Genomic DNA, 23,540 nt, shown 5'->3' with positions numbered 1-23,540 from the left:
TATTTCGGAACAAGTTCTATACGTGAAACTGGCAATTATCATAAGGAGCACCTCTATAAAAAATCCACGAAACGATCTCGAAATTTTACATGTAATACAGAACCGATTAATAATAGTATGAAAACAATCCCCCAAAAATATAAAGTGTAAGTTAGATTGTCGATAAAGTACCAGTTTAGACCCAGTAGAGACGATCGGTAACCTTCAACAATATAATAAAATGGGTTTAATTTCATAATTAGTTGAATAAACTCTGGTAATTTCTCTACTGTCCATAATATCGGCGTTAAATATAATAGAACTCTGACGACTGATTGAACAACCATTTGTACGTCACGAACAATCGTTGCTAGTGTGGCTGTTATTAAAGATATAGCAATTAAAATAGCTATCGTAGCAGCCATAAAATAAGGTAGCTGTAAAAAGTATACCGATATTGAATAATCGTAGAAAAACAATATCACCATAATAATGCCAGTAAGTATAAGATGAGAGTAATACTTAGATGCGATAACAAATGTAGGTATGACACTCATCGGAAACTTCATTTTTGCTATGATCCTTACTCTTGAATAAATAGATCTCGAACCTTGTAAAATGGATTGAGAGATGAAAAACCAAACACTAATACCCGAAAGCATCCAAGGCAAGTAAGCGATGTCACCCACTCCTTTATCACCTCGTATACCTAACCCAAAGACAAACCAAAAGACACTAATTTGAATCATTGGGTTTAAGACCTCCCACAGGATACCTAAGTAGTTATTATTATTTGTACTTTTTAATTCGTATATAGATAAACGTACAATTAGATAGAAATTGTTTATATGTTCATTAATAATCGTCAATACTGATTTCATGCTGTAATCCTTTCCATAAAGCTCATTTTAACTTTGTTCTTACATGAACAACCACGATTGTCGAATAAATTAGGTTATTTTGGTTAGTATGTACTGAACAAGTCTGTTTGATGAATTTCCTTTTGAGTGTTCATTCCATTGATGATAAAATCTTAATATCAACTCGTAATTAAATTGATGGGTTAAAATAATATCGATAATTTCATCAGTATCATTCGCTACAGGCCCAGGGACAGTAGTTTCGTAATCTTGAATAACACCCTGCTCCTGTTGATAGATTGTTAAATCATAGGGGTAAAAAATCATTGGCTTTTGTAAAATTGCATATTCAAAAGGAATGGATGAGTAATCAGTAATTAAATAATCAGTGATCATCAATAACTCATTTGTACTCTTATAAGAAGATAAGTCAACAACGAAACCTTTGTATGTTTCCTCATAATCCACATTTACTTTAACCATTGGATGTAGCTTCAATATTAAAATATATTCCTCTTGCAGCTTTTCGTAAAGCTTGTCCAAATCCAGCTTAATATTGTAATTATTTAATTGACCATGCCGAAAAGTCGGAGCATATAATATTATCTTTTTATGTTTTAACAGAGGAAATCTAGAATAGAGTTCTTCTTTAATTTGACTTGTAAGTTGGTCATCATAAAAGAGATCTGTCCTTGGAATTCCAGTTGGGAGTATATGATTAGCTGGAATATGAAATGATTCCATAAATATTTGTGCCATTTCCTCTGAACCAACAACTACCCTGTGGAATTGCTTATACACTTGTCGAAACCTTCTTTGAGCTTTGTTACTCCTTTTACCAACCGATTTGTCTTGTAAGCCAAAGGTTTTTAACGCTCCAGCGGCATGCCAAATTTGAATGCACTCAACATTGTTCTTAAATGTAATTGCCGATAAAAATGCAAAATAATTATCTATGATGATTATTTTGGATGTAGCCAAATGATAAATAGACAAAAGCCAATGAATTAAATTCTTTGATTCAAACGTATATATTTTTGCTTCTTGAAAAATATGTTGAAGGTCTGTTTTTGCTGACGTTTTACACAAAATGATAATGTCAATTGACATAGATTGTTTTATCAATTCTTTATATAAAAAATGCGCATTTTCTTCATACGAAATAACGAATGTAATTTTTTTCTTCAGCTTGAATTGTTTACATAAATTAAAGACCAGCTTAAATAGAAGTAAATAACTCGAAATTAATAATTCCTTACCCATTATTCAGTAAATAACTCCATATTTTTTTTTATCATAGTTGTAGAAATACTCTTTGTTCTTGGCATATAAATAACATGACAATAATCCTCTAAATAGTCAAATTTCCCCTTCCAATCATCTCCCATAACAAAAATATCAACATTATGCGTAATGATATCATCAGCTTTCTGCTCCCAATTTTTTTCTGGAATTACTTTGTCAACGTAACGTATTGCTTCAATTACTTTTTTTCTATTTTCAAAATTATGATAGGATTGCTTATTTTTCATTTTATTAAACTCATCAGTTGATAAGCCAACAGTAAGGTTGTCGCCTAACTCTCTTGCTCTTTTCAGAAGGTTAACATGCCCCCAATGCAACAAATCAAACGTTCCATAGGTAATAATTTTTTTCATAACGTCTTACGTCCCTTCTTTTTAAAAGGCATAATATAGATGCAAGTATTGCAAATGAATGTATGAACAGGTTTCCACTAGCATAAAAAACTAATTATAAGATAAACATCGCTTGACAACAATACAAATATTATCAAGTGCTTTTTGAAGTAGGCTCTTTTCGCAGCTAGCTGAGGCATCTTGTATACAGAGAAAAAGATGATAACTACAATCGTTAATATACTTGTCTATTTTTTGGTACGAAAAATTAAAACCTTGAAAACAGCTTTTTAGTATCTAGCGCAATTCCTTTGTATAGAATAACAATTACACACCTAGACTCAATATCATAATTTTAAATTTTGTTAAAACATGAATAATTATCCTCTCTCACCAATACTTACATTATTGTTTATGACATCTATTTTACCAAAGGTTGCTGTATATATTAATTATTTTCTACTGATTGACGGGATTTCCAAAATAAATATACTCATAATACTAGTATATTTATCCGATATACCCTTAACTATACAAACATATAGTTCATTCATATATGTAAAGAAATGAATAGCTTCACTCAATTCCAAATATTTTGATGAAAGCAAAAATATGACTTTCATGCCAATAACACTATATTTTTAGTTGAATTTATGCGAAAATAACATTCTAGTGTATCTATATTATAAATTTTTTTCTACCAGTTTTAAGGGATACAATTATTGGATAATTATTTTGTAAATATATCGGGGGATATTAAAAATGGTTAAGTTTGATGAGGTTATGGGATATGAATTTGTTAACAATCGAATGGAAAACTTCTTAAGAGAAGTTCACAATAGAATGCAAGTTTCTCAAAAAACCTTTATCGTTACAGCAAATCCTGAAATTATTACATATGCTAAATCAAATCCATCATACGATTTAACCCTAAAAAAAGCTACCTACATTATCCCGGATGGAGCAGGCATTGTAATTGCTTCCAAAATCTTAGGTAAACCACTCAAAGAAAAATTAACGGGTATAGATTTTATGGAGCAGCTCTTAAATATTGCAAACAAGCATCGTTACAAAATTTATCTTTTAGGTGCAAAACCTGACGTTATTGGCCTAACTGCGAAAAACATTCAACAACGATACCCACATGTAGATATCGTTGGATTTCACCATGGTTATTTTGATGATAATGATGAAACGATCATCTCTCAGATTAAGGAAACTGAGCCCGATATTGTGTTAGTAGGTCTCGGGTTTCCAAAACAGGAAAATTGGATTGCAAAAAGCATGCATAACTTTAATAAAGGGGTTTTCATCGGGCTCGGAGGAAGTTTTAATGTATGGGCTGGTGTAGTCAAAAGAGCACCAAAAATATGGAGGGATACTAATTTAGAATGGCTATATCGATTAATTAAAGAACCATCTAGGTTAAAAAGAATGATTGCCATTCCGAAATTTATGGTGCGAGTACTTAAAAAGAAATATCATCGAAGCTAAAGTAATATTGTTAGCGAATATTCCCTCGTTTTAAACTTCATATTTTAAGATTTTTCCTTTTCTGCTACCCTTCATTATTTTGAGTTGTTCAACACATTCATAACAGTTCTTAATTTCCCATCTCTTTTCGGTCTACTGACAAGCTCACCTCCACAATTCGGACAAATATTTTTGACTTCAGCGCTACATTGAGGACAAAATGTACATTCATAAGAGCAAATATAAGCATCAGCATCCTTCTTTAACGAAATATCACACCGCTGGCAAACTTTTTTCATTTTTAACCCCATCTTGCTTCATCCTCTCTTTTTCTTTTTACATTCAATTTCGCTGGGTTACATAGCTTGTTACTTTGCATACAATAAACATACTCACCTGTCATAAAGTTTATGAGAAGCTTTATCGTACACTTTGTTGCTCTTTTTACTTAAATTTGAGAGAACTGATACCTACTATATGATTTTAATAGTCTTGAAAAATGATAAGATGCCGCGCACATTAAATGTATCCATTTTTAGTTTTCATTACGAAAAGCAACAATTAATGTGAATACAGCCTTCATTAAATAACTAAGAAGGTCAGTCATCGAGCAAATATTTAGATTTTGCTATTTATCAAACTACAGTTGAAATTCATAATTTCTGCAAAACCAAAAGCTCTACAAATAGTCCCAACGAAATCATTGGTTGTTATTACTTCCATTTTTATCTTGCAGTTGAACTTTGAAAAGCAAAACATAAGAATACAAAGTATCTTATTCAGTCAGTTGTTTATTTCCTAAATAAAGAAGCCCATTCCCTTCCGCATGTCTGCTATAGCCAATTGGTTGAGTATGCTCAATTAAAATATCATATAACTCGTTTTCGCATATTTTTCTACCTAACTCTTTTTCTTTCTCATTTAACAACAAGGCTGCTGCACCAGAAACATGTGGTGTAGCCATCGATGTCCCAGACAGCCTAGCATATTTATTATTTGGATATGTTGACAAAACCTTAACTCCTGGTGCGACTAAATCAATTTCCTCATGTGTATTCGTAAAATCAGCTAGTCTTTTGTCAAAGTCGACAGCTCCGACCGACACGACTTCATCATAATAACCTGGGTAGCTTCTTTCTATTGTATCCACGTTTCCATCCCCCTCGTTCCCCGCTGCACATACGACTAAAATATCGTTATTGACTGCATTTTTTATTGCGGTATGTAGACTAGATACATTTTCTGGCCCTCCAAGAGACATGGATATAACACGAACTTTTTCACCATAGGGTCCACGCCAATTTATTGCATAATCCAATGCATCAATTAATCCCTTATAGCTACCTGATCCATCTTTGGATAATACCTTCAAAATCAATAGTTTTACTTCTGGTGCAACACCAACAACGCCATTATTGTTTAATGTAGCCGCTATTGTACCGGCTACATGCGTACCATGATATTGGTTATCATCAAAATTTGATACATCTCCACCATAATCGTTAGTAAAATTCCTTCCATCTATTATTCTATCTTTTAAATCAGGGTGTTCAATATCACATCCTGTGTCTAATACAGCAACAACAACATCATTTCCCATATATCCCTTTTCCCACTTACTTGGTGCTTCTATTAATGCTACTCCTTGTGGTATTTCGGTTGTTTTGTCAACAATTTGGTCAACCTTATACGGTATTAGTCGAATTTGACTCATTGAAAGTACCTCCTATCGATAATAGCACTTGCCTAGCTTTTTTTATTATGCCTCTTTTCGTAAATAGTGCTAGTTGTTATTGATACAGACTGTAAAAAGAGGTCTTAGATGATTATCATCATATAATAGAAGAAAAAGATGCTACGAGTACTAGTTGTGTTCGTGTTTATTGATTAGGATGAAAAACAACAATATATACGAAAACAACCCTAATTATGAATGTAAACCCCCATATTGAGATGAAAATGGACTGAAAGGAATTGTAACCATACCTGGGATTTTTTTATTTATTGAATTTTCAGATATTTAAAACGAGAATTATTCTTAATTTATACAAATCATAAGTTGGATACACTTAACAATATACCATATTTACCTATTATTTGCTATTAAATAACTTCTAAGATTTACACATTAATGCTCTTTTTACAACGGAATTTAGGATGAGTAAAATCTTAAGGTTGATACAATCAATTTGGCTAATGAAACTACCACCTACATAGAAAGAAGTTTTAACATGGTGTAGGTGCTTTGCTTACTTTTTTCAGTGTATAACACATAGCAGCTATTTTCTAGTAGCTCACTAAAATGGTTTAAATTAAGCATATTGACTGCTCTCATTAAATAGCTAACAACAATTTGTATAATAGATAACTTTACACAAAAAAGAGACAGAATAAAATCCTGTCTCCGCTTTAATGTTTCGTTTTACTTAATTATCACACAGCTTTTTTCTTGTCAATTTTCTCTTCTTCTCCCCAACACTCAACATTCTGCAAACCATCTACGTTTGATACGTGGAATACTGGGTTTTTACCGACTTTGAGTTGAGAGACATAATCATCCAATGTTTTGAAAGCAATTTTGCCTAGAAATGCGATAGCAATTAAATTGGTTATAGCCATTAATGCCATTGATAAATCTGCTAAATCCCATACGATTTGTACACTTGCTAACGAGCCAAATAATACCATTCCTAACGCTGCAATGCGATATAAGAATAATACCGTATTATCTTTCTTAATAAACTCAATGTTCGTTTCACCATAGTAATAACTACCGATAATTGAACTAAATGCAAATAAGAAAATTGAAATCGCAATAAATACGCTTGCCCAAGGACCAACATGTGAAACTAACGATGCTTGCAGTAAGTTGATTCCCTCGAAAGTTCCTGTTTGATATTCATTTGATAATAAAATAATAAATGCTGTTGCACTACATACGAATAATGTGTCAACGAAAACACCTAATGTTTGAATAAGACCTTGTTTTGCAGGGTGAGAGACTGTAGCTGTTGCTGCTGCATTTGGAGCACTACCCATTCCAGCTTCATTAGAGAATAAGCCACGTTTAACCCCATAAGAAATAGCTGCACCAACTGTACCACCGAGAGCTTCATTGAAGCCGAATGCACTAGATATAATTAAACTAAATACTCCAGGTATTGCTTGGAAGTTTGTAACAATAATAAATAAGCCGATGAGAAGATAGAATACCGCCATAACTGGTACAACAACTTGAGACACTTTTGCTATGCGGTTTATGCCACCAAATATTACGAGTGCCGATACTCCAGTTATAATTAAACCCATTACGAGACGACTTGTGCCAAAGGCTGATTCAAATGCAACTGAGATCGTATTTGACTGTACTGAGTTAAAAATCAACCCAAAGCTAATCGTAATGAATATCGCAAAGATAATCCCTAACCAACGTGCATTTAAAGCTTTTTCAATATAATAAGCAGGCCCACCTCTGAATCCATTTTTATCCTTAACTTTGTATATTTGTGCTAACGTGCTTTCGATAAAGCTTGTTGCACCACCTACTAAAGCAACGATCCACATCCAAAAAACTGCACCAGGGCCCCCAAGTCCTATGGCAATGGCCACACCGGCTAAGTTACCTGTTCCAATTCTTGTTGCCGCACCGATACAAAACGATTGAAAGGATGAAATCCCTTTTTTACCGTCTGCTGAGACCGTAGCTTTATCTGTCAACAGTCTAAACATTTCACCTAAAAGTCTAAATTGTACAAACTTCGTTCTAAAAGAAAAATATACACCTAAACCGATTAATAAACCTATTAAAATATAAGACCAAAGATAATTATTTAGTTCGGTAACAATGGTATTGAATAACTGTCCCACTTACTTTCCTCCTCTTGATGCATCACTTCTCCGCTGTTATGTACTAAATTATAAACAACGAAATAGAATATTGCAATAATTTTTTTAATATATCAAAAAATTATATTTATTAAAGTGATTTCTTATATTTATTATTTTTACAGTACTTTCATAAGTAAACTCCTACATAAATAGTGTATAAGCGTTGTATAAAGAAGCTACAAATCTATTAATCAAAACAATATTTCCTAGTTTTACAATTATCTATAATATAGTAAAATTAGTTTACAAAGGAAGGTGTTTGTATTATGACAATATTAAAAAACTTTAAAGATACCATTACTACTGAAGAGGAATTACGTACAATCATAGGAGAACCTAAACAAATGATTAATGATAAGGTCATATCTTTTGTTGATGAAAATTGTAAAAAGTTCATTTCACTATCCCCTTTTGTATTAATAGGAACTGCAAACGCTGATGGCTCCTGTGACGTGTCTCCCCGTGGTGACTGTGCTGGATTTGTTCAAGTTATTGATAATAAAACACTCCTTATTCCTGAACGTAGAGGAAATAAGAAGATAGATTCATTACGTAACATTCTTTCAAACAATCAAATTGGTCTTCTCTTTATTATTCCTGGTTTAGGAGAAACTCTTCGTGTGAACGGTAAAGCTGTTATTGTTAAAGATCAAGTTTTGCTAGAAAAGATGGAAGTGAATGGTGTAATACCAAGTTTAGGTATTGGTGTTGAGGTTGAGGAACTATACATACATTGTGCTAAAGCTATGCTACGTTCGAAAATATGGGACCATCAATCTTACCCTATGAAAGATGCATTACCATCAGCAGCTAAAATACTTGCAGGTCATTTACAGCTACCAAAAGATGCAGTTGATGATTTACAAAGCAACCTTGATGAAGCTTATGCGAACCGGCTATATTAACTCTATATAAAACTAAAACTTAAAACAAGCTATTACCGTGAGTGAGTTTTGGAGAATACAATGCTCACTCACTATGTTGAATACCGTAAACAGGTTCTTCTCTGTCTTGCCTAGTCAAAAATTTTCCTTGTTTCTGAAACAGCAATATTTTTTACTACTTTTACCTTTTTACGAAGGTTGGTAACTCCCGAGCAATAAACCCTAACATGTTCTTAAATTTATTTTTGCAATGGCTGCTCTAGCTTTTCTTCTAGTAGCTTGCTTAAACGACATACTCATACAACTCTCTACCATTTATTAGACTTTACCCTCTTGATTGTAATGAAAGAAACCAAAACTATGCCCCTATAGCTACAAAGGAAGATATACTATTCATCATGATTATACGATTAATATGGACGCCTACAATTGATTAGTTGTTCATATGTTATGCTATTCCCCCACCCGATTGAATAACTACATCTATATTACTCATGATCTCATTCGATTTATTTATAATTTTCATTTTGCATTTTTTAATTATTCACTACAAACAATTGCTGCTTCTGGAATTGTGATATATTAGAATTAAACAAGCTATTTGTTGCATGGCATAATTTTTATAGGTTACTATGGTATATATGTTGAGCATAACATGCATTATGAAGTAGAGTTACTTCTAAAAGATGAGAACAAACTTACAGACTTTTTGTATATTTGTAGCAAAATTGAGGTTTGTATGAAAAACACTAATCAACGTGAAAAGAGCAAATAATTGTATAGGAGGAAGCGTTGTTGATTGCATTTACAGATCAAATTGTAGTGAGTAAATCCATTGAAGAAACGTTTGATTATGCATCTAATATGGAAAATTCACCTAAAATATTAGCAAATGTAGATGAAGTAACAAAAATGACTGATGGACCAATTGGTCAGCATACTAAGTTTAAGGAAGTTAGAGAAATTCGAGGAAAAAAGGCAGAGGCTATCATAGAATACATATCTTTTTCAAAGAATAAATCTTACTCTGCTAGAAGTGCCCTACAAGGTCTTGAAACCATCTATCATTATGAATTCTCAGAAACTGAAGGTGGTACTAGAATAGACTTTTCCTGTGAAGTTAACACTAAAGGCTTAAAAATGCGAATTATACGCCCTTTCTTTATAAAAATTTTAAAACAAGAAGACAGTCAACATTTAACAAAATTAAAAGATGCTCTTGAAGCTAATTCTTAATAAAAACCAAGACAAGCAAAACCCTGTAATGGAGCTTTATAATGGAAAAACTGCCAAGACTATTTAATGCGCAGTAAAATCATTATGTAAAATAGTTTAATTACATCACAATAACAATGTAAGCACTAAATTATTAACAGTTATTACATGCAATAAGCTGTGAATGAATATTCTTTTATAAAAGCTTGTTTGCGAAAGATTGTTGTTCTTTGTACTAAACACGTATACAACTAGTACTCGTAGCATCATTTTTTCAATAGATCGATGACTTTTACGTAAAATGACATCTTTATCTTCTAGTATAAAAACGATAACAACAAAGTTTACAAAAAAAAGTCCTTATAAAAATTAAAATGATCATCGGAGGTATTTATATGGAATTAACTGTTTATCTTGCAGGAGAAATTCATAGTAATTGGAGAGATGAAATTAAGGAAAAAGCAAAAGCTTTACAGCTTCCATTAACATTTGTTGGCCCAATGGAGAATCATGACCGCTCTGACAATATAGGAGAGAACATTTTAGGTGAACAGCCAAATGCGATTTTTAAAGATGATGCCGCCTCTGATTTTAACAATTTCAGAACACAAGTGTTAATGAATAAAGCTGACATTGTCATTGCACTATTTGGAGAAAAATATAGACAATGGAATACAGCAATGGATGCAAGTGCGGCAATCACTTTACATAAACCACTTATTCTTGTACGCCCTGCATCATTGCACCACCCTTTAAAAGAGCTATCTAATAAAGCTAATGTAACTGTTGAAACTGTTAATGAAGCTCTAAAAGCACTTTCTTATGTTTTTGAATCATAGAATGCGTTTCAAGCGTATTTCTACACCATTTGCACTATAACATAAAGCTGATTTTGAAATAGACCCAAAGATCGAAAGGGTCTATTTCCTTTAGTAGGTCCAAGCAATGTTGTTATTAACCTTTTAGGTCAAATGCTATTATAGTGAAAAGCGTATACAGGGTATGAACAGTTTCTTTCAAATCCTAACTTTGTTGCTAATTTATGTGACGCAATATTATCGTGAGTAGTTTCCCATAACGGAATAAAGTTTCTTGCCAATCCATACTCAATTAATTTTGCTCCTGCAACGGTCGCATAACCTTTTCCTTGCTCGTTTTTATCAAAAGTTTCAACACTTATAAAATATGATTCATTATGAACGAAACCATTATTTTTACATACGGCAATGATTTTATTATTCTTTATAATTTTTGATCCAAAACGTGTCTCATTTATTAATTCACATTCCTCTTCTTTACAGCTAGATGTTACAATAGGAAATTGGTCAATTTGACAATCAACCTGCGATTCTATTTGCCTCGTATCAAGCTCTCTAAACTTACCAATATTTAATGTATAAATAGATTCCCAATGCTTTTTCACATCGAGATTAGATAAATTTGCGCTAAACTCTTTCTCCCACTCTTGATTTTCACTTTTATAAATTTCAAAAATGCTTTTTCTCTCTATTTTAAGAAACTGCCAAAGCGAATCAATTATGCTTCCATAAGTATGATTTTTAGGAATGTCCCCCTCACAATATAGCCATCTTCCAAGAGCCCAAACAATTGCAAAATTCGGTTGGATAACTGAATCAACGAATATCTTACCAGGGTAATTTCCGTAGATAACAGAAAGTGCTGGAATATATTGTTTATGACCTCGAAAGAAATGCTCGACTATTTCATACTGATTCTTGTGTAATTGTTCTAACATCATTTTCCTCCATTTGACTGCTATGAATTTCAAAAGGTTTTATGGATAGTATGTCACATTTCGAAAGAAAGAACTAGTTGACAGTTTAATAAAGTTCGAGTCTCTATACCAAACTGAAAAATAATGGCTAACTATCGTATTCATTACTGTCTTGCTTAAACGGTATATTTAATAGCTACAAACTACTGACAAAATTTAGAGCTAACAATCCACCATTATGAATATAAAAAACCATGTATACAAGGGCTACTAGGATACCAACACACTTTATATTTTTTTTGATCTCAAAGTCACATTCGCTAGCTATAAAGTAAAACTGTTTCTAACAGTGTATACATTTTGATCATGATCAATATTCTTATGTATTTTAATTAGTTACTCTGTTTATAGTTTTCAACCAAGTCTTTTAACGAAACATAAAAAAACTGTTGTGACTTCACAACAGTTTCTTCAATACATTGTTATTCAGTTTCCTTCAGTCACCACTACATCTTTTACATAAATAGAACCAGCTTGACCTGTTTGAAAGCCTGCAGGATATATAGTTGCTCTTAGCCAATCAGCATCATCATCAAATGTTTGGGTGATAGTTACCCGTTGCCATTGACCTGATGCCACATTTACCGTTTTGACTTGATCATTATTTCCATTATTCCCACTATAACCTTTAGCTCTTAAACGAATACTTAACGCTTGTTCCACGTCACTTTTCACGAGCATACTATAAGTGTATGTATGGCCGTTCGGATTTAAATTAATTGTATTGTTAACATACCCGCCATTACTTGTGGCTGTCAGTTTTAACATTGCCTCTCCATTATCAGTGCCATGCTCTACAACACTGTTAGTCGTGTCAAACACCTGGCTCCCCCACATGTAAATAGTACCTGTTTCACCCGATTGGTAACCCGCTGGATAGATAGTTGCTCTTAACCATTCTGCTTCTATATCAAAAGCTTGGGTAACTTCAACACGTTGCCATTCATTAGCTTGAAGATTTACAGTTTGAACACTATCATTATCTCCGTTACCTCCATTTAAATTACCCTGACTTCTCAAGCGCACACTCACTTGTTGGTCTTGTTCAGACATTAGCCAAACGCTAAAAGTATACGTGCGGTTGTTTGGATTAAGCTGAATTGTGTTATTTACATAACCATTCTCGTCCTTCGCAACTAGTTTTGCAACACGGTCACCATTCAGATATTTCACGTTTTCATCAAATTCAAACGATGTATTATTTCCTTTATTCCATGAATGAGGACTAAATGTATTTAGAGGCTGTTCCCATAGATTATTTACACTGTATTCAAACATAGCAGACACAGGCTTATGGTCTGATAGACCCTTCCCGTTGCTATCTAAAAAATCATCATGAGGAACATCATAATCAGTTACGTTAAGTGTAAGACCGTCACTGCCTCGAAACAAAATTTTATCAATACGCCCACCCGATTCACCAATATCAGGTATTTCACCATTATTTTTTATTTCCGCCCAAGCATCTGAAAAATTAGCATCAACAAATTGCCTTACTCCATCTGAATCTTTCCAATGGCTGTTAAAGTCACCCGTGACAATGACAGCATGATCTTCTGACCATTGTTCAATTTTTGACAATAATTGCTGAAAATTTTTCTTCCTGACAGTATAATCATCATTACTACCACCAGCATCTGCATGAACATTATACATGTCTATAAATACGCCTTCTGCAACTTCATGCCTAGCAAATGAAAATCCTTTAGGCGTTAAACAGTCAGAACCGTCCCCAAACACACCATGACAGTCATTCCAATCTTCACGTTTAAATTTAGTAAATGGGTAAATTGACATTCGATTTAAACCATCTCCAAATCCCATAATCCCTGAATGTGAAGACAGGTATTCATGTTCGACTGCTGAAATCAAATCACTATGATAATTAAAATCCTCTTGAACTAATACAACATCATAATCATTTAATTTAGGACTGATTTTCTCTGTGTTATTTGCGGGATTAGAAGATGATACAGGATCCCATAATCCAGCAACGTTATAAGTTAACAGCGAAAAACTACCTGTGTTATTACTAGCTCCTACAACTATATTCTTTTGACCAAAAAATGATAAACTAATGAGCATTGATAAGAAAAGAATAGTTAATAGCTTTTTCATACAAAATCACCCTTTTAATAGTTTAGTAGGCGTGTTAAGAAAATGAGATAAAGTACCGCATAAACACTTTCATTCGCTAATTCCTATTATATTTTGATAAAAAATATTAATTCTCGAGAATTAACTACATCCTACCATTATGTACATATATATGGAAAATTCTGAAATCGGTATGTTTCCGCTAAAATCCATAGAAATATTCGCTTTTTCTTCATAATACTTAATATTTCGAATATTTAAATAAATATATTAATAGTACATAAATTCTTTTATTGTAAAGGTTAACTACTTTTCAAGATCTACTTTAATGAATATATGACGAATAAGTTTTTTCTTCAAATCTATGTTTATCGTTTCTAAAAAACGAGTCTTATTTTTTCGTATTATCTTTTTTCCAAATATGTTTTATGGACTTTGTTTTTTTATAAAGGTGCTCGGTGGTTAAATCATTGACTAACAACTCGCACAAAGTAACAGTAGCAACAGAAGTATATGAACAGAGTATTTGGTAACAATAACATTCAAATATAAGTAGTAATTGCTATTATTAACTAATTCTTAAGAGGATAAGGAGCAAAAAGATGTCGGTGACTTATGTCATGCTTGCTGTTGTTTGGATATTAGGTTCATTGTTTGTTCTAGTAGATGCATCCTATAAGAGAGGGCAAAATCTAGGCTGTTTATGGTCATTAGTAGCACTCACGTTAGGTCCGATTGCAGTCATTGGATATATTTTGGTTAGAAACACCGAATAACTTTGTAACAGTGTGCTAAATAAAAACAATATTAAGTACATTATATTTACCTTGAGCATTAGATAGTGGCTAGTCAAGTTAGCGAGTTCTTTCGTTCGTATTTCTATTAAACTACTAAAAAAGATACATCATAGAAGGATGGTTTAAAAGAAAGGTTTTATATAAACTTTATTGCTATTTATCATAAGTTCGATCACTAAAAATTATAAATAATGGCTAATATGCTACAAACATTAGATGTATACGAGCTTATATCTTAGTACGAAAAGCAACAATCTGTGCCAGAACAGCCTTTTATAAACTTTGATTCTTTTTTTACCTTCGTAGGAGTAACTGATGTGGATGTTATAATTTTTATACTGTTTAGCTTCTTATTATAAAATGGAACAATTAATGTCAAAAAAGCAAAAAGCAAAAAAAAAGGTGACGAAAAGCTGTTAACTTTTCGTCACCCTCCAAAGAGGAATAAGTAGTGTGTAATTACATATTAACACGCTAACATCGACAATTAGTTACAAAAAAGTAACAAATGTCACATTATTGCATTACCCCTTTTTGTTGACTTGAGAGCTAATGTTTGAATGCTTGCTGTAATAAAAATCACAAGGTGCATCAGCTTTAACAGTTTGTCCTCGGTATGACACAGCTGGAGTAACGAATGACTCATCGTAATCGTTAATTCCTTTTACTACACATGATGTAATTTCTTCGCTTGTTAAAGTGATTATTGCACAACCTTTTGCAGGAAGTGAAATAGATATTTGTTCACCATCTATGCTCAGGTTATGTTCTTTTTCAATTTGTGAATTACTTAAGACATATAATGATTTTTTACCGTCTAGCTCATATAAAAACGTATAGCATTCGTCTCCAACGACACGCGACTTGTCAATATGAATATTCATTAAATGTGCAAATGTAGGTGAGATTCCACATGATGAGAATGGATTTTCTGGATAATACACAACAATTCCATCTCCATGTTCAACTGTATTGTATCGTTTAGAATCAGTAATTACACTTGCTAATATATCACATTTATCCATTGCTTCATCGTATTGTGGAACTTCACCGAAGAAGAATAGTTTACCACCGTTATTTACATATTGTAATAACTTCTCCTGTACAGCCCTGTGCATAAAGAAGCCACCTACAATTGAGATTGCACCTTGCTGTTGTAATTCTTCCAAAGAAGCTGTTTCTATATTAACAATCCCAAATTCACGCTGTTCTTTTAACATCGTAAGCATAAATGATTCCATTGCTTTATAGCCTGAATGTGGTGCCTTCACGCCCAATTTTTCAAAATCACGATCCTCAATACCAAATGAAGCTAAGTAACTATAAGGTGCATATAACCCCCACGCGTTTTCATGTCCACGCTTGCCTTCGGTAATTAGCTGTTCATTTTCTTTTAAATACGAAACTAGCACTTTTAACGCTTCGTATTTCTCCCCTGTTTCACCCTTTTCTGAAATAGGTGAGCAGTCGGGGTATGGACGTGCATGAATTGAATCAAGCTCATCAGTCCACCCGTCAGTGGAAATACCAGTATATACATTAAAGCCTGTAGCACCTAGTCCCATAGCTAACACTGTTTGGTAAAATGGTACATGATGATAAATATATCGCCAATCATATAGTGGATCTGAAAAGCCCCAGTTTTCCTCTAGATTTATACCTCTATCACGTTTTACGAGAAGTAAGTATCGTAAAAATGCTGTTTCATCATGAGAAACGACACCAATCCAGTTTGTAAAACCATAGCTAACATCCCAATGTTCAGGTACTACACGTGTTAACCAAAAATCAAAGCCTTTTGCCTCATTTAACGGAGGGTTTATATTGTTGAAAACAGGTAATGTTGAATCAATTGCACTACCCCAATTTGTGTATAAATCACCTAAATAACGATTTTGTGTCTCAGCCCAGTGTAAATAAGGTAAAATTTCTTTAACGTTCTCTTTCGTATGAATATCAAAAGACCTAGGCACAGGGATATCTTGATATGAAGTATAACTTGAACCAAACATGTCATTATACTTGTCAATTGAGCCAAACTGTTTTTGTAGTCTTTCTGCATGATATTCCAATCCACTTGGAGAGTAATCATATGCTATAACACTATGTTGTCCGTCTGAATATAATCCTTCATTTAAAATTTGTAACGCGATTACAGGTCCTGCCGGGTACGTAAATGGCTTAATTACAGTTTCATCACATACTTTAAACCAATCCTGCACTGCATTTGTAAAAGCTGCATCAAAAGCAGCAGGTAGGTTTTTATGCCATTTTCGCTCATTTCCTTCATTATCTAGCATTGCTTCAAACTCTTTACCACCTTCAACAAAATCAGGTAGTCCACCAAAATCGGTTTCAGCATGAATGAAAGGCCCCGGTTTCACAACTGCAAACATTTCTTTTTCTTCAACTAGTTTAATAAATGAAAGTACGTCGCGATTCCCTTGAGTTTCCCCAGAAAAATCTATCACATCTTTTCCATCAATCTTTAAATGATGGTGTCTCCACGGAACGTAAAATGTAACGACTTCGATTCCTGCTTCTTTTAATTTATCCAGTCGATCTGACCAATTCTCTGGATAGTCTCGGTAGTACGGATAATCTGCTGAAATAAACACAAATGGTTTCCCATCGCGATATAAAACTCCATCTTTTACATTAATCATTTGGGTATCCCCCATTCTATATTGTTTGTTCTAGTTTGTTAAAGCTTTTATGAAAAGCTACAGTAAAGGTGAGTAACAAAGGCATAATTCCAAACAGTGGTATTATAGTCGGGAAATATCCATAGATAACTCGTATTGATAATATTACGATAAATATCATTAATGTTACTACCGGATTGGCAACCCCTAATAAAAACGCATTTTTTATTACTTTAAAGGCTGAATCTGTCGTGATTGATATTAATGGAAGTGAATAAAAAATCGTTATTAATAAGAACATGCTGACAATTACTAGCCCTATACCAAAGATCGTCACTACCATGTTGTCAAATTGCTGTATGATTTGAAAATCGAGATACAACATAAATGAAACAGCTGCAGTTAAAACGCCAAGGATATTTCCTCGAACAAAGTTTTGTTTATATATTGCCCAAAATGTTGAAAAAATAGGGATGTTATCCTGTTCAACAATACGTTTTTTCATAAGATAACAAACAGCTATTGATGCTGGAAAAACTCCAAAAGCAACTAAACCAACGACTGTAAAAAGAAACCATAGTAGATTCAGCACGATGAACTGAAATATCATATCAGTAATAAAATAAAGTCGTCGCCCAGCTGAAGATTTAAGCATCTGTTTTCTCCCCTTTTTCCCCATTCAACTTATAAGTTTGTTAGTTTTTTGTAGTCCCGTTTTAAATGATCAAATACAGGCTTTGTTGTTTTGCGATCCATTTCAAATAGGCCCATCGTTTGATAAAATTGATTATGGTTTATATACCAGTCATAGACAGTCCAATAATTAATACCAGTTAAAAAACCCTCTTTATTTTCATGACCATCTGGTGTAACGGTAGCTTTTTCGAGCAAAGCTCGCAATGTTTCAGTATAAATGTGTACTTGTTTATCCTTCTCACTGCCATCTTCCCTGGACCAATATCCGTATTCAGTATTTAAAATAGGTTTGTCCGGCCATGCCTTATGAGCCTGTTCTAAAAAGTTTTTCGTACCTTCGTACGGTGTACTGCCATGGAATACACCAAAATACATCGTCCACCCTGCTACGTCAAGCGGTTCTACGGATTCATCCCAGTATCCTGGTTGGTCTGCTGCAGCGCTCTGCGTAATGAGTCGATGGTCGTTATACTTCATACGTAAGTCATTCACTAATCGTTCATTATGCTTCTTTCTTAATACGACCTCAACAGATTCATTTTGCGTACTCCACAAAATAATAGATGGACGATTATAGTTAGACAACACCATTTCGCGCCACATTTGTTGTGCATGAAGCCTTGTTTCTTCAGCCTCATAATGCTCTTTCTCAAATTGCCATAATGGTATTTCACTCTTTGCTGTAAGACCTAATCGATCAAGGATAATGTAAGTGTAAATGTGATTAGGATAATGTGATGTTCTCACAAAATTTATTGATAGGTCTTTCATTTGTAATAAATCATTAACGATACGATCAAAAGAAGCAGTTCTTCCAAAATTAGGCCATTCTTCATGCCTTGCTAAACCAACAAGAAAGATAGGTTTGTTATTTAATGTAATCTTTGTACCATTAGTGGAAACCATACGAATTCCAAACTGGGTAAAAAACTGATCTACAATAGAATGCTCTTTAGTAAGCTCAACCTGGCAAACGTATAAATTTGGTTTTCGAATATCCCACAGCTTTGCATTGTCTATAGTTATTTCCGTCGTCCAAATCGCCACACCATTCGCTTCAACGTGCAATGTTTGCTCGCTCGTACCGACAAAATGCTGGCGTTCACCTTTTATATCCTCTGCATACGGCGATTGCAAATAGGATGGCGCTTGTTCATTACCTTGAAAAAACTGTAATGAAATTGATATATTTTCTGCTATTTCACTACGATTTTCAACAACTAGTTTCACCTTTACTTTTCCTGATGTATCAACTGGTACAATATCACACCTGCTGATTTGTACCGGAGAAGATGCTTCAATAAATAAGTCATGAATAATGCCTGTATAATTGAAGAAATCAGTTCCTTCTGTAGCTGGAATAATGTCATAGCGACTCCCCCAAGGTGGGTTATCAACTCGAATGACTATTGTATTAACTTCACCAGCTCGTACAAAATTTGTAATATTAAATGCAAATGGTGTATAGCCACCTTCGTGAACACCTACGTACTTACCATTAATCCAAATATCAGCAACATAACTGATAGCGTATGCTTTTAGTATTGCTTGTTTTTCTTCCCAATCCGAAGGGACAGAAAAAGTTCGACGATACCAAACACCATCCTCATACGTTTCCACACCGTGGATACTGGCTTCTCCTGTCATTGCATTTTCCGGCAAAGGTATGCTGTGGGTGTTCAAACGTTCATCATTAAACTGTACGTTTGTGATACCTTGAGCATCTTGTTCTGTAGTTTTGACCCACTCAGCCGTTCGTTCAGCCATCGTATGTTCATGATTAGCTTGAAACCTCTCTTTTTTCCATTCACCTGCTAAAGAAATTGATTGCCTCTTTTGTGGATCAAATGAGGGCAATACAGTTCCATTTTGGAATGGAACTTCATGACCATTGATCGTTTTAAATGACAACGTTGATTGTAAATACATCCTTATCCAACCTTTTCATATACCAAATTAATTAACCTTTTACTCCACCAATATTAATACCCTTCATGATGTGCTTCTGTAAGAATAAGAAAACAATAATGAGTGGTAATGCAACCATAACCGAACCTGCAATCATTACAGGATATAATTCGGCATTTTTATCTGCTGCACTTATTAGTGCACCTAAACCGAGAGATAATGTGTAATTTTCTGGTGTTGTTATAACTACTAATGGCCACATATAGTTATTGTAATTCCACATAAATGTGAAGATCCCCAAAATAACAAGAATCGGCTTAGCTAATGGCATCGCGATTTTCCAGAAAATAGTAAACCAACTAGCACCATCGATGATTGCTGCTTCTTCAAGCTCTTTAGATAAACTATAGAAATGTTGGCGCATCAAAAATACATTATATACACTCATCGTAAACGGCAAGATAAGCGCCCAAAGTGTATCATATAGACCCAATTGGTTTACAATGATCATGTTTGGCACAAGTAGTACTGTACTAGGAATCATTAGTGAAACTAGTAGAATTTTAAAAATGACTTCCCTACCTCTAAAGTTCAACCTTGCAAAAGCATAACCGGCTAAAGAATTTAAAATTAAGTTAACGAAAGTTGCAATAACCGCTACAAACAGTGTATTAAAAAATAGCGTACCTAAATTTAAATATTCAAAGGCGTACTTGTAGTTTTCAAAGCTGAAATAAATACTGCCGTCATCGTGTCTTGGCAAAAGAGAAAAAGTAGTTGAAAATATATCTTTACTTTCTTTAAAAGACGAGGAGGCTAGCCAAATAAATGGTCCTACAAGAATCACTGCGAATATTGACAAGAAAATATACAAAAATATTCTATCAAATTTAATCTTCATCACATTCACCTACTCATCCATCTTTTCTGGAACAAACTTAAAGTTGATCCAAGTAACGATTAATATGATAACTAATAAAATGTAAGACATTGCTGAAGCAGTTCCCATTTCAAAATAACGGAAAGCATGGTTGTATAAACTCAACATGTACGACATCGTTGACCCATCAGGACCACCCTTTGTCATTAAATACATTGGATCGAAAACTTGAAAGCTTGCAATTAGTCCTGTAACGAGTAAAAAGAAAATCGTCGGTTGAATCATAGGTAATGTAATATAGAAGAAGCGTTGTATTGGATTAGCTCCATCGATTTTGGCTGCTTCATAAACACTATCTGGAATTCCCTTCATCGCTGAAATAATAATCAAGATGTTATAACCTAATCCTGTCCATATACCCATCACCGCTAATGCAGGTAACGCAGTTGTTACACTACCCAACCAACTATGATTGATTCCTAATAATTGGTTAACCATTCCAATGAGGGGATCTAATAAAAACACCCACATAGCTGCGACAGCAACAAATGAAGTTACATTAGGAACGTAATATGCTGTTTTAAAGAAGCCTTCTCCTTTTACATTGGCATTTAACGCAGATGCCAAAATGAGTGCAAGAAGTATCCCAATTGGTAAACTAAAGAGAATATATTTTAACGTTACCAGTAATGAAGGCCAGAAATTTGGATATTTCACCGAATCAAAAAGTAAATTCGTATAGTTTTCAAAGCCAACAAACTTAGGTGTGCTTCTCATGTTCCATTCTGTGAAACTTAGCACAAATGATAATAAAATAGGAAGTAATAAAAATATACTAAAATAAATGATCATTGGTAAAATGAATAAATAACCAATCTTAGTTTGATCATTAAGGGAACCTTTTTTGATGCTTTTACCTTTTTTTCTAGACGTACTCATACTCTAGATTCACCTCTTTTTCCCCGTAATTAATTAATAATTGTCTTATGTTCACATGAATCTCATTTGCAATTTAGGAAAATGCCAAGATCTTTTCCTAAATTGTGAACAAATCATATAAACAATTTAATTATTTACATTACTAAATTTTGTTAAGTATAACTATAACGTTTTTGCATTGATTGTTTTCGCCATATCACCACAACAAACAAATATAACTTACCCTCGATGATCATAAAATATCAAGCCAATTTACAAAAATGAGTCTTTTGAAAAGAAGGGGATGTCTAAAAGTCAATTCACGACTTTTAGACGTCCCTAGTTGAAAGTGTAGAACATGGATATATCAGTGTTTCTTTATCAAATTGTCATATTCTACCAACAAACAATTTGTATTATTCACTAAATAAAATATCGTTTGCTCTATCTTGAGCTGCACCTAACGTTTCTTTTGCATCTTTACCACTTAATGTTATTTCTTCTAAAGCAGTACCAATAACCTCATCATTTACTTTTAACCAATCTGTTAAGCGTGGACGTGCAACAGCTGTTTCCATTTGTTGTAAAAATACTGATAGATTTTCATCTTCTGCATATTTAGGGTCTTCAGCTGCTTCTAATTGAACAGGGAAATTACCTGTAATATCAGCAACAGCAATTGAATGTTCTTTAGATGTTAAAAATTTCACTAATCCCCATGCTGCTTCAGGGCTATCACTATTTTCATATACTACGATGTTATCTCCACCGATATTTGAATAAGATTGAACTCCTTCTTTAGAAGGAATTAATGCAACACCAAAGTTTAAGTCTGGGAAGTTGTTTTTGAATGTGTCAATTTCCCATGGGCCACTTATTTTCGTTGCTAGTTTACCATTTCCGAAAGCATCTTGGCTGTCACGAACTGCTAAATCCGAGTATTTGTATAAGCTGTTCAACAGTTCAGCTGCTTCAACTCCTGCCTCTTCACCAAACGTTGCTTCTGTTTCATCTGCATTTACCATACTTCCGCCTCCACTATGAACAAAAGCAGGGAATAACCAAGCTGCCCAGCCACCAGTACCGACTCCTTCATAAGCACCGATTTGATCCTTCGCATACACCTCTTCGGCCATTGCTACCCAATCATCCCAAGTTGCTGGTGGTGTAGGTACTAAATCTTTATTATAGAAAAGAGCTACAGTCGTTTGGTTAAGTGGTAATCCAAATAAATTTCCATCTACTACATTCGTGTCGAATGCGCCTGTGAAATATTGTGTACGATTAATACCATTTTCACCATCTGCATATTCATCTAGTTGAAGTAACGTACCATCTTCAGCAAACTTTGGCACTAACGGTTGGTCTAAGTATGAAACGTCAGGGTTTTTCCCAACAGCAATTGAACTATTTAACTTCGTATTAAAATCATCCTTTGGAATATATGAAGTTTTTACCGTTACGTCATTTGCTTCTTCATACTCGTCAATTAGTGCATTTAAAGAGTCTTTATGCTCTTTTGAACCTGGCTCATAAGCCCAAAATTCAATTTCATTGCCTCCTTTGGCACCTCCAGCTTTATCTCCTTCATCAGCAGTACCACAACCAGCTAAACCAATTGTTAAAGCAACAGCTGACGCAAATGGCATGAATTTTTTCATGTTAATCATTGTTAAGTTCCTCCTTATAGTTCAATATTTTCTATTAGTTTGTAGAGATTTCACTAATGGTATTCACAAATGTGACAAACATCTTTAATAGGACGTCCTACCAAAATATATGTTATCCACCTCCTTAAGGTGTTAACGTTAACATTTAGTGAAAAACTTTATAGACTCATAACATGAATCCAAAAGTTTTTTTCAGTA

Annotated in this window: 19 protein-coding genes; 5 read left to right on the top strand and 14 right to left on the bottom strand. The window is 33.7% G+C overall.

What is annotated here, in order from left to right; translation table 11 throughout:
- Positions 1 to 53: 53 nt before the first annotated feature.
- The 3 genes from JM172_RS10755 to tagD all read right to left on the bottom strand — a co-directional run bounded on the left by JM172_RS10755 (position 54) and on the right by tagD (position 2,497).
- A complete protein-coding gene (locus JM172_RS10755; RefSeq protein ID WP_214482302.1) occupies positions 54 to 860 on the bottom strand; it encodes an ABC transporter permease in 807 nt (268 codons plus the stop codon).
- A 69-nt stretch (positions 861 to 929) separates the two neighbouring features.
- Positions 930 to 2,102 (bottom strand): CDP-glycerol glycerophosphotransferase family protein, encoded by a 1,173-nt coding sequence (locus JM172_RS10750; protein WP_214482301.1) that lies wholly within the window; start codon positions 2,100 to 2,102, stop codon positions 930 to 932.
- Positions 2,102 to 2,497, bottom strand: coding sequence for a glycerol-3-phosphate cytidylyltransferase (tagD, locus tag JM172_RS10745; RefSeq protein ID WP_214482300.1), 396 nt, complete (start codon positions 2,495 to 2,497; stop codon positions 2,102 to 2,104). The genes JM172_RS10750 and tagD overlap by 1 nt, the downstream gene beginning before the upstream one ends.
- 741 nt (positions 2,498 to 3,238) lie before the next feature.
- Here tagD and JM172_RS10740 point away from each other — a divergent pair.
- Positions 3,239 to 3,970, top strand: a complete 732-nt coding sequence (locus JM172_RS10740) for a WecB/TagA/CpsF family glycosyltransferase (protein ID WP_214482299.1) — start codon at positions 3,239 to 3,241, stop codon at positions 3,968 to 3,970.
- Positions 3,971 to 4,044: 74 nt separating this feature from the next.
- On the opposite strand, the gene JM172_RS10735 is transcribed toward JM172_RS10740, so the two are convergent.
- The 3 genes from JM172_RS10735 to JM172_RS10725 form a co-directional block, all read right to left on the bottom strand.
- Positions 4,045 to 4,260: a DUF1272 domain-containing protein gene (locus JM172_RS10735; protein WP_214482298.1), complete on the bottom strand. Its 216-nt coding sequence runs from the start codon at positions 4,258 to 4,260 to the stop codon at positions 4,045 to 4,047.
- A 464-nt stretch (positions 4,261 to 4,724) separates the two neighbouring features.
- Positions 4,725 to 5,663, bottom strand: a complete 939-nt coding sequence (locus JM172_RS10730; RefSeq protein WP_214482297.1) for a S8 family peptidase — start codon at positions 5,661 to 5,663, stop codon at positions 4,725 to 4,727.
- Between the two features lie 719 nt (positions 5,664 to 6,382).
- The gene (locus JM172_RS10725) at positions 6,383 to 7,816 is read right to left on the bottom strand and encodes an alanine/glycine:cation symporter family protein (protein WP_214482296.1); all 1,434 of its coding nucleotides are present in this window, start codon (positions 7,814 to 7,816) and stop codon (positions 6,383 to 6,385) included.
- 287 nt (positions 7,817 to 8,103) lie between these two features.
- Between JM172_RS10725 and JM172_RS10720 the strand changes: the two genes are divergently transcribed.
- From JM172_RS10720 to JM172_RS10710, 3 genes are all read left to right on the top strand, one after another.
- Complete coding sequence (locus JM172_RS10720; protein WP_214482295.1) at positions 8,104 to 8,742, top strand: pyridoxamine 5'-phosphate oxidase family protein; 639 nt, start codon at positions 8,104 to 8,106, stop codon at positions 8,740 to 8,742.
- A gap of 774 nt (positions 8,743 to 9,516) precedes the next feature.
- Positions 9,517 to 9,957 carry an SRPBCC family protein gene (locus JM172_RS10715; protein WP_214482294.1) on the top strand — a complete coding sequence of 147 codons (441 nt, stop codon included), beginning with the start codon at positions 9,517 to 9,519 and terminating at the stop codon, positions 9,955 to 9,957.
- Between the two features lie 374 nt (positions 9,958 to 10,331).
- The gene (locus JM172_RS10710) at positions 10,332 to 10,775 is read left to right on the top strand and encodes a YtoQ family protein (RefSeq protein ID WP_214482293.1); all 444 of its coding nucleotides are present in this window, start codon (positions 10,332 to 10,334) and stop codon (positions 10,773 to 10,775) included.
- A 128-nt stretch (positions 10,776 to 10,903) separates the two neighbouring features.
- Here JM172_RS10710 and JM172_RS10705 read toward each other — a convergent pair whose 3' ends face one another.
- Complete coding sequence (locus tag JM172_RS10705) at positions 10,904 to 11,692, bottom strand: GNAT family N-acetyltransferase (protein WP_214482292.1); 789 nt, start codon at positions 11,690 to 11,692, stop codon at positions 10,904 to 10,906.
- 465 nt (positions 11,693 to 12,157) lie between these two features.
- Complete coding sequence (locus JM172_RS10700; protein ID WP_214482291.1) at positions 12,158 to 13,849, bottom strand: phage head spike fiber domain-containing protein; 1,692 nt, start codon at positions 13,847 to 13,849, stop codon at positions 12,158 to 12,160.
- A gap of 581 nt (positions 13,850 to 14,430) precedes the next feature.
- Here JM172_RS10700 and JM172_RS10695 point away from each other — a divergent pair.
- A complete protein-coding gene (locus JM172_RS10695; RefSeq protein ID WP_214482290.1) occupies positions 14,431 to 14,604 on the top strand; it encodes a hypothetical protein in 174 nt (57 codons plus the stop codon).
- A 545-nt stretch (positions 14,605 to 15,149) separates the two neighbouring features.
- Here the strand turns inward: JM172_RS10695 and JM172_RS10690 are convergent.
- The 6 genes from JM172_RS10690 to JM172_RS10665 form a co-directional block, all read right to left on the bottom strand.
- On the bottom strand, positions 15,150 to 17,291 hold the full coding sequence (locus JM172_RS10690; protein ID WP_214482289.1) for a beta-galactosidase: 2,142 nt from the start codon (positions 17,289 to 17,291) through the stop codon (positions 15,150 to 15,152).
- A 16-nt stretch (positions 17,292 to 17,307) separates the two neighbouring features.
- A complete protein-coding gene (locus JM172_RS10685; protein ID WP_214482288.1) occupies positions 17,308 to 17,925 on the bottom strand; it encodes a YesL family protein in 618 nt (205 codons plus the stop codon).
- A 29-nt stretch (positions 17,926 to 17,954) separates the two neighbouring features.
- Positions 17,955 to 19,895 carry a glycoside hydrolase family 2 TIM barrel-domain containing protein gene (locus tag JM172_RS10680; RefSeq protein WP_214482287.1) on the bottom strand — a complete coding sequence of 647 codons (1,941 nt, stop codon included), beginning with the start codon at positions 19,893 to 19,895 and terminating at the stop codon, positions 17,955 to 17,957.
- Between the two features lie 31 nt (positions 19,896 to 19,926).
- Complete coding sequence (locus tag JM172_RS10675) at positions 19,927 to 20,775, bottom strand: carbohydrate ABC transporter permease (protein WP_214482286.1); 849 nt, start codon at positions 20,773 to 20,775, stop codon at positions 19,927 to 19,929.
- A 9-nt stretch (positions 20,776 to 20,784) separates the two neighbouring features.
- Complete coding sequence (locus JM172_RS10670) at positions 20,785 to 21,693, bottom strand: carbohydrate ABC transporter permease (protein WP_214482285.1); 909 nt, start codon at positions 21,691 to 21,693, stop codon at positions 20,785 to 20,787.
- A gap of 395 nt (positions 21,694 to 22,088) precedes the next feature.
- Complete coding sequence (locus JM172_RS10665; protein ID WP_214482284.1) at positions 22,089 to 23,342, bottom strand: ABC transporter substrate-binding protein; 1,254 nt, start codon at positions 23,340 to 23,342, stop codon at positions 22,089 to 22,091.
- Positions 23,343 to 23,540: the final 198 nt, after the last annotated feature.

It is taken from the genome of Bacillus sp. SM2101 (genome assembly GCF_018588585.1).
In the GTDB taxonomy this organism is placed as follows: Bacteria; Bacillota; Bacilli; order Bacillales; family SM2101; genus Nanhaiella; species Nanhaiella sioensis.
Note: the sequence above shows the minus strand (reverse complement) of the source record. Positions and strands in the feature narration are given on the sequence as shown.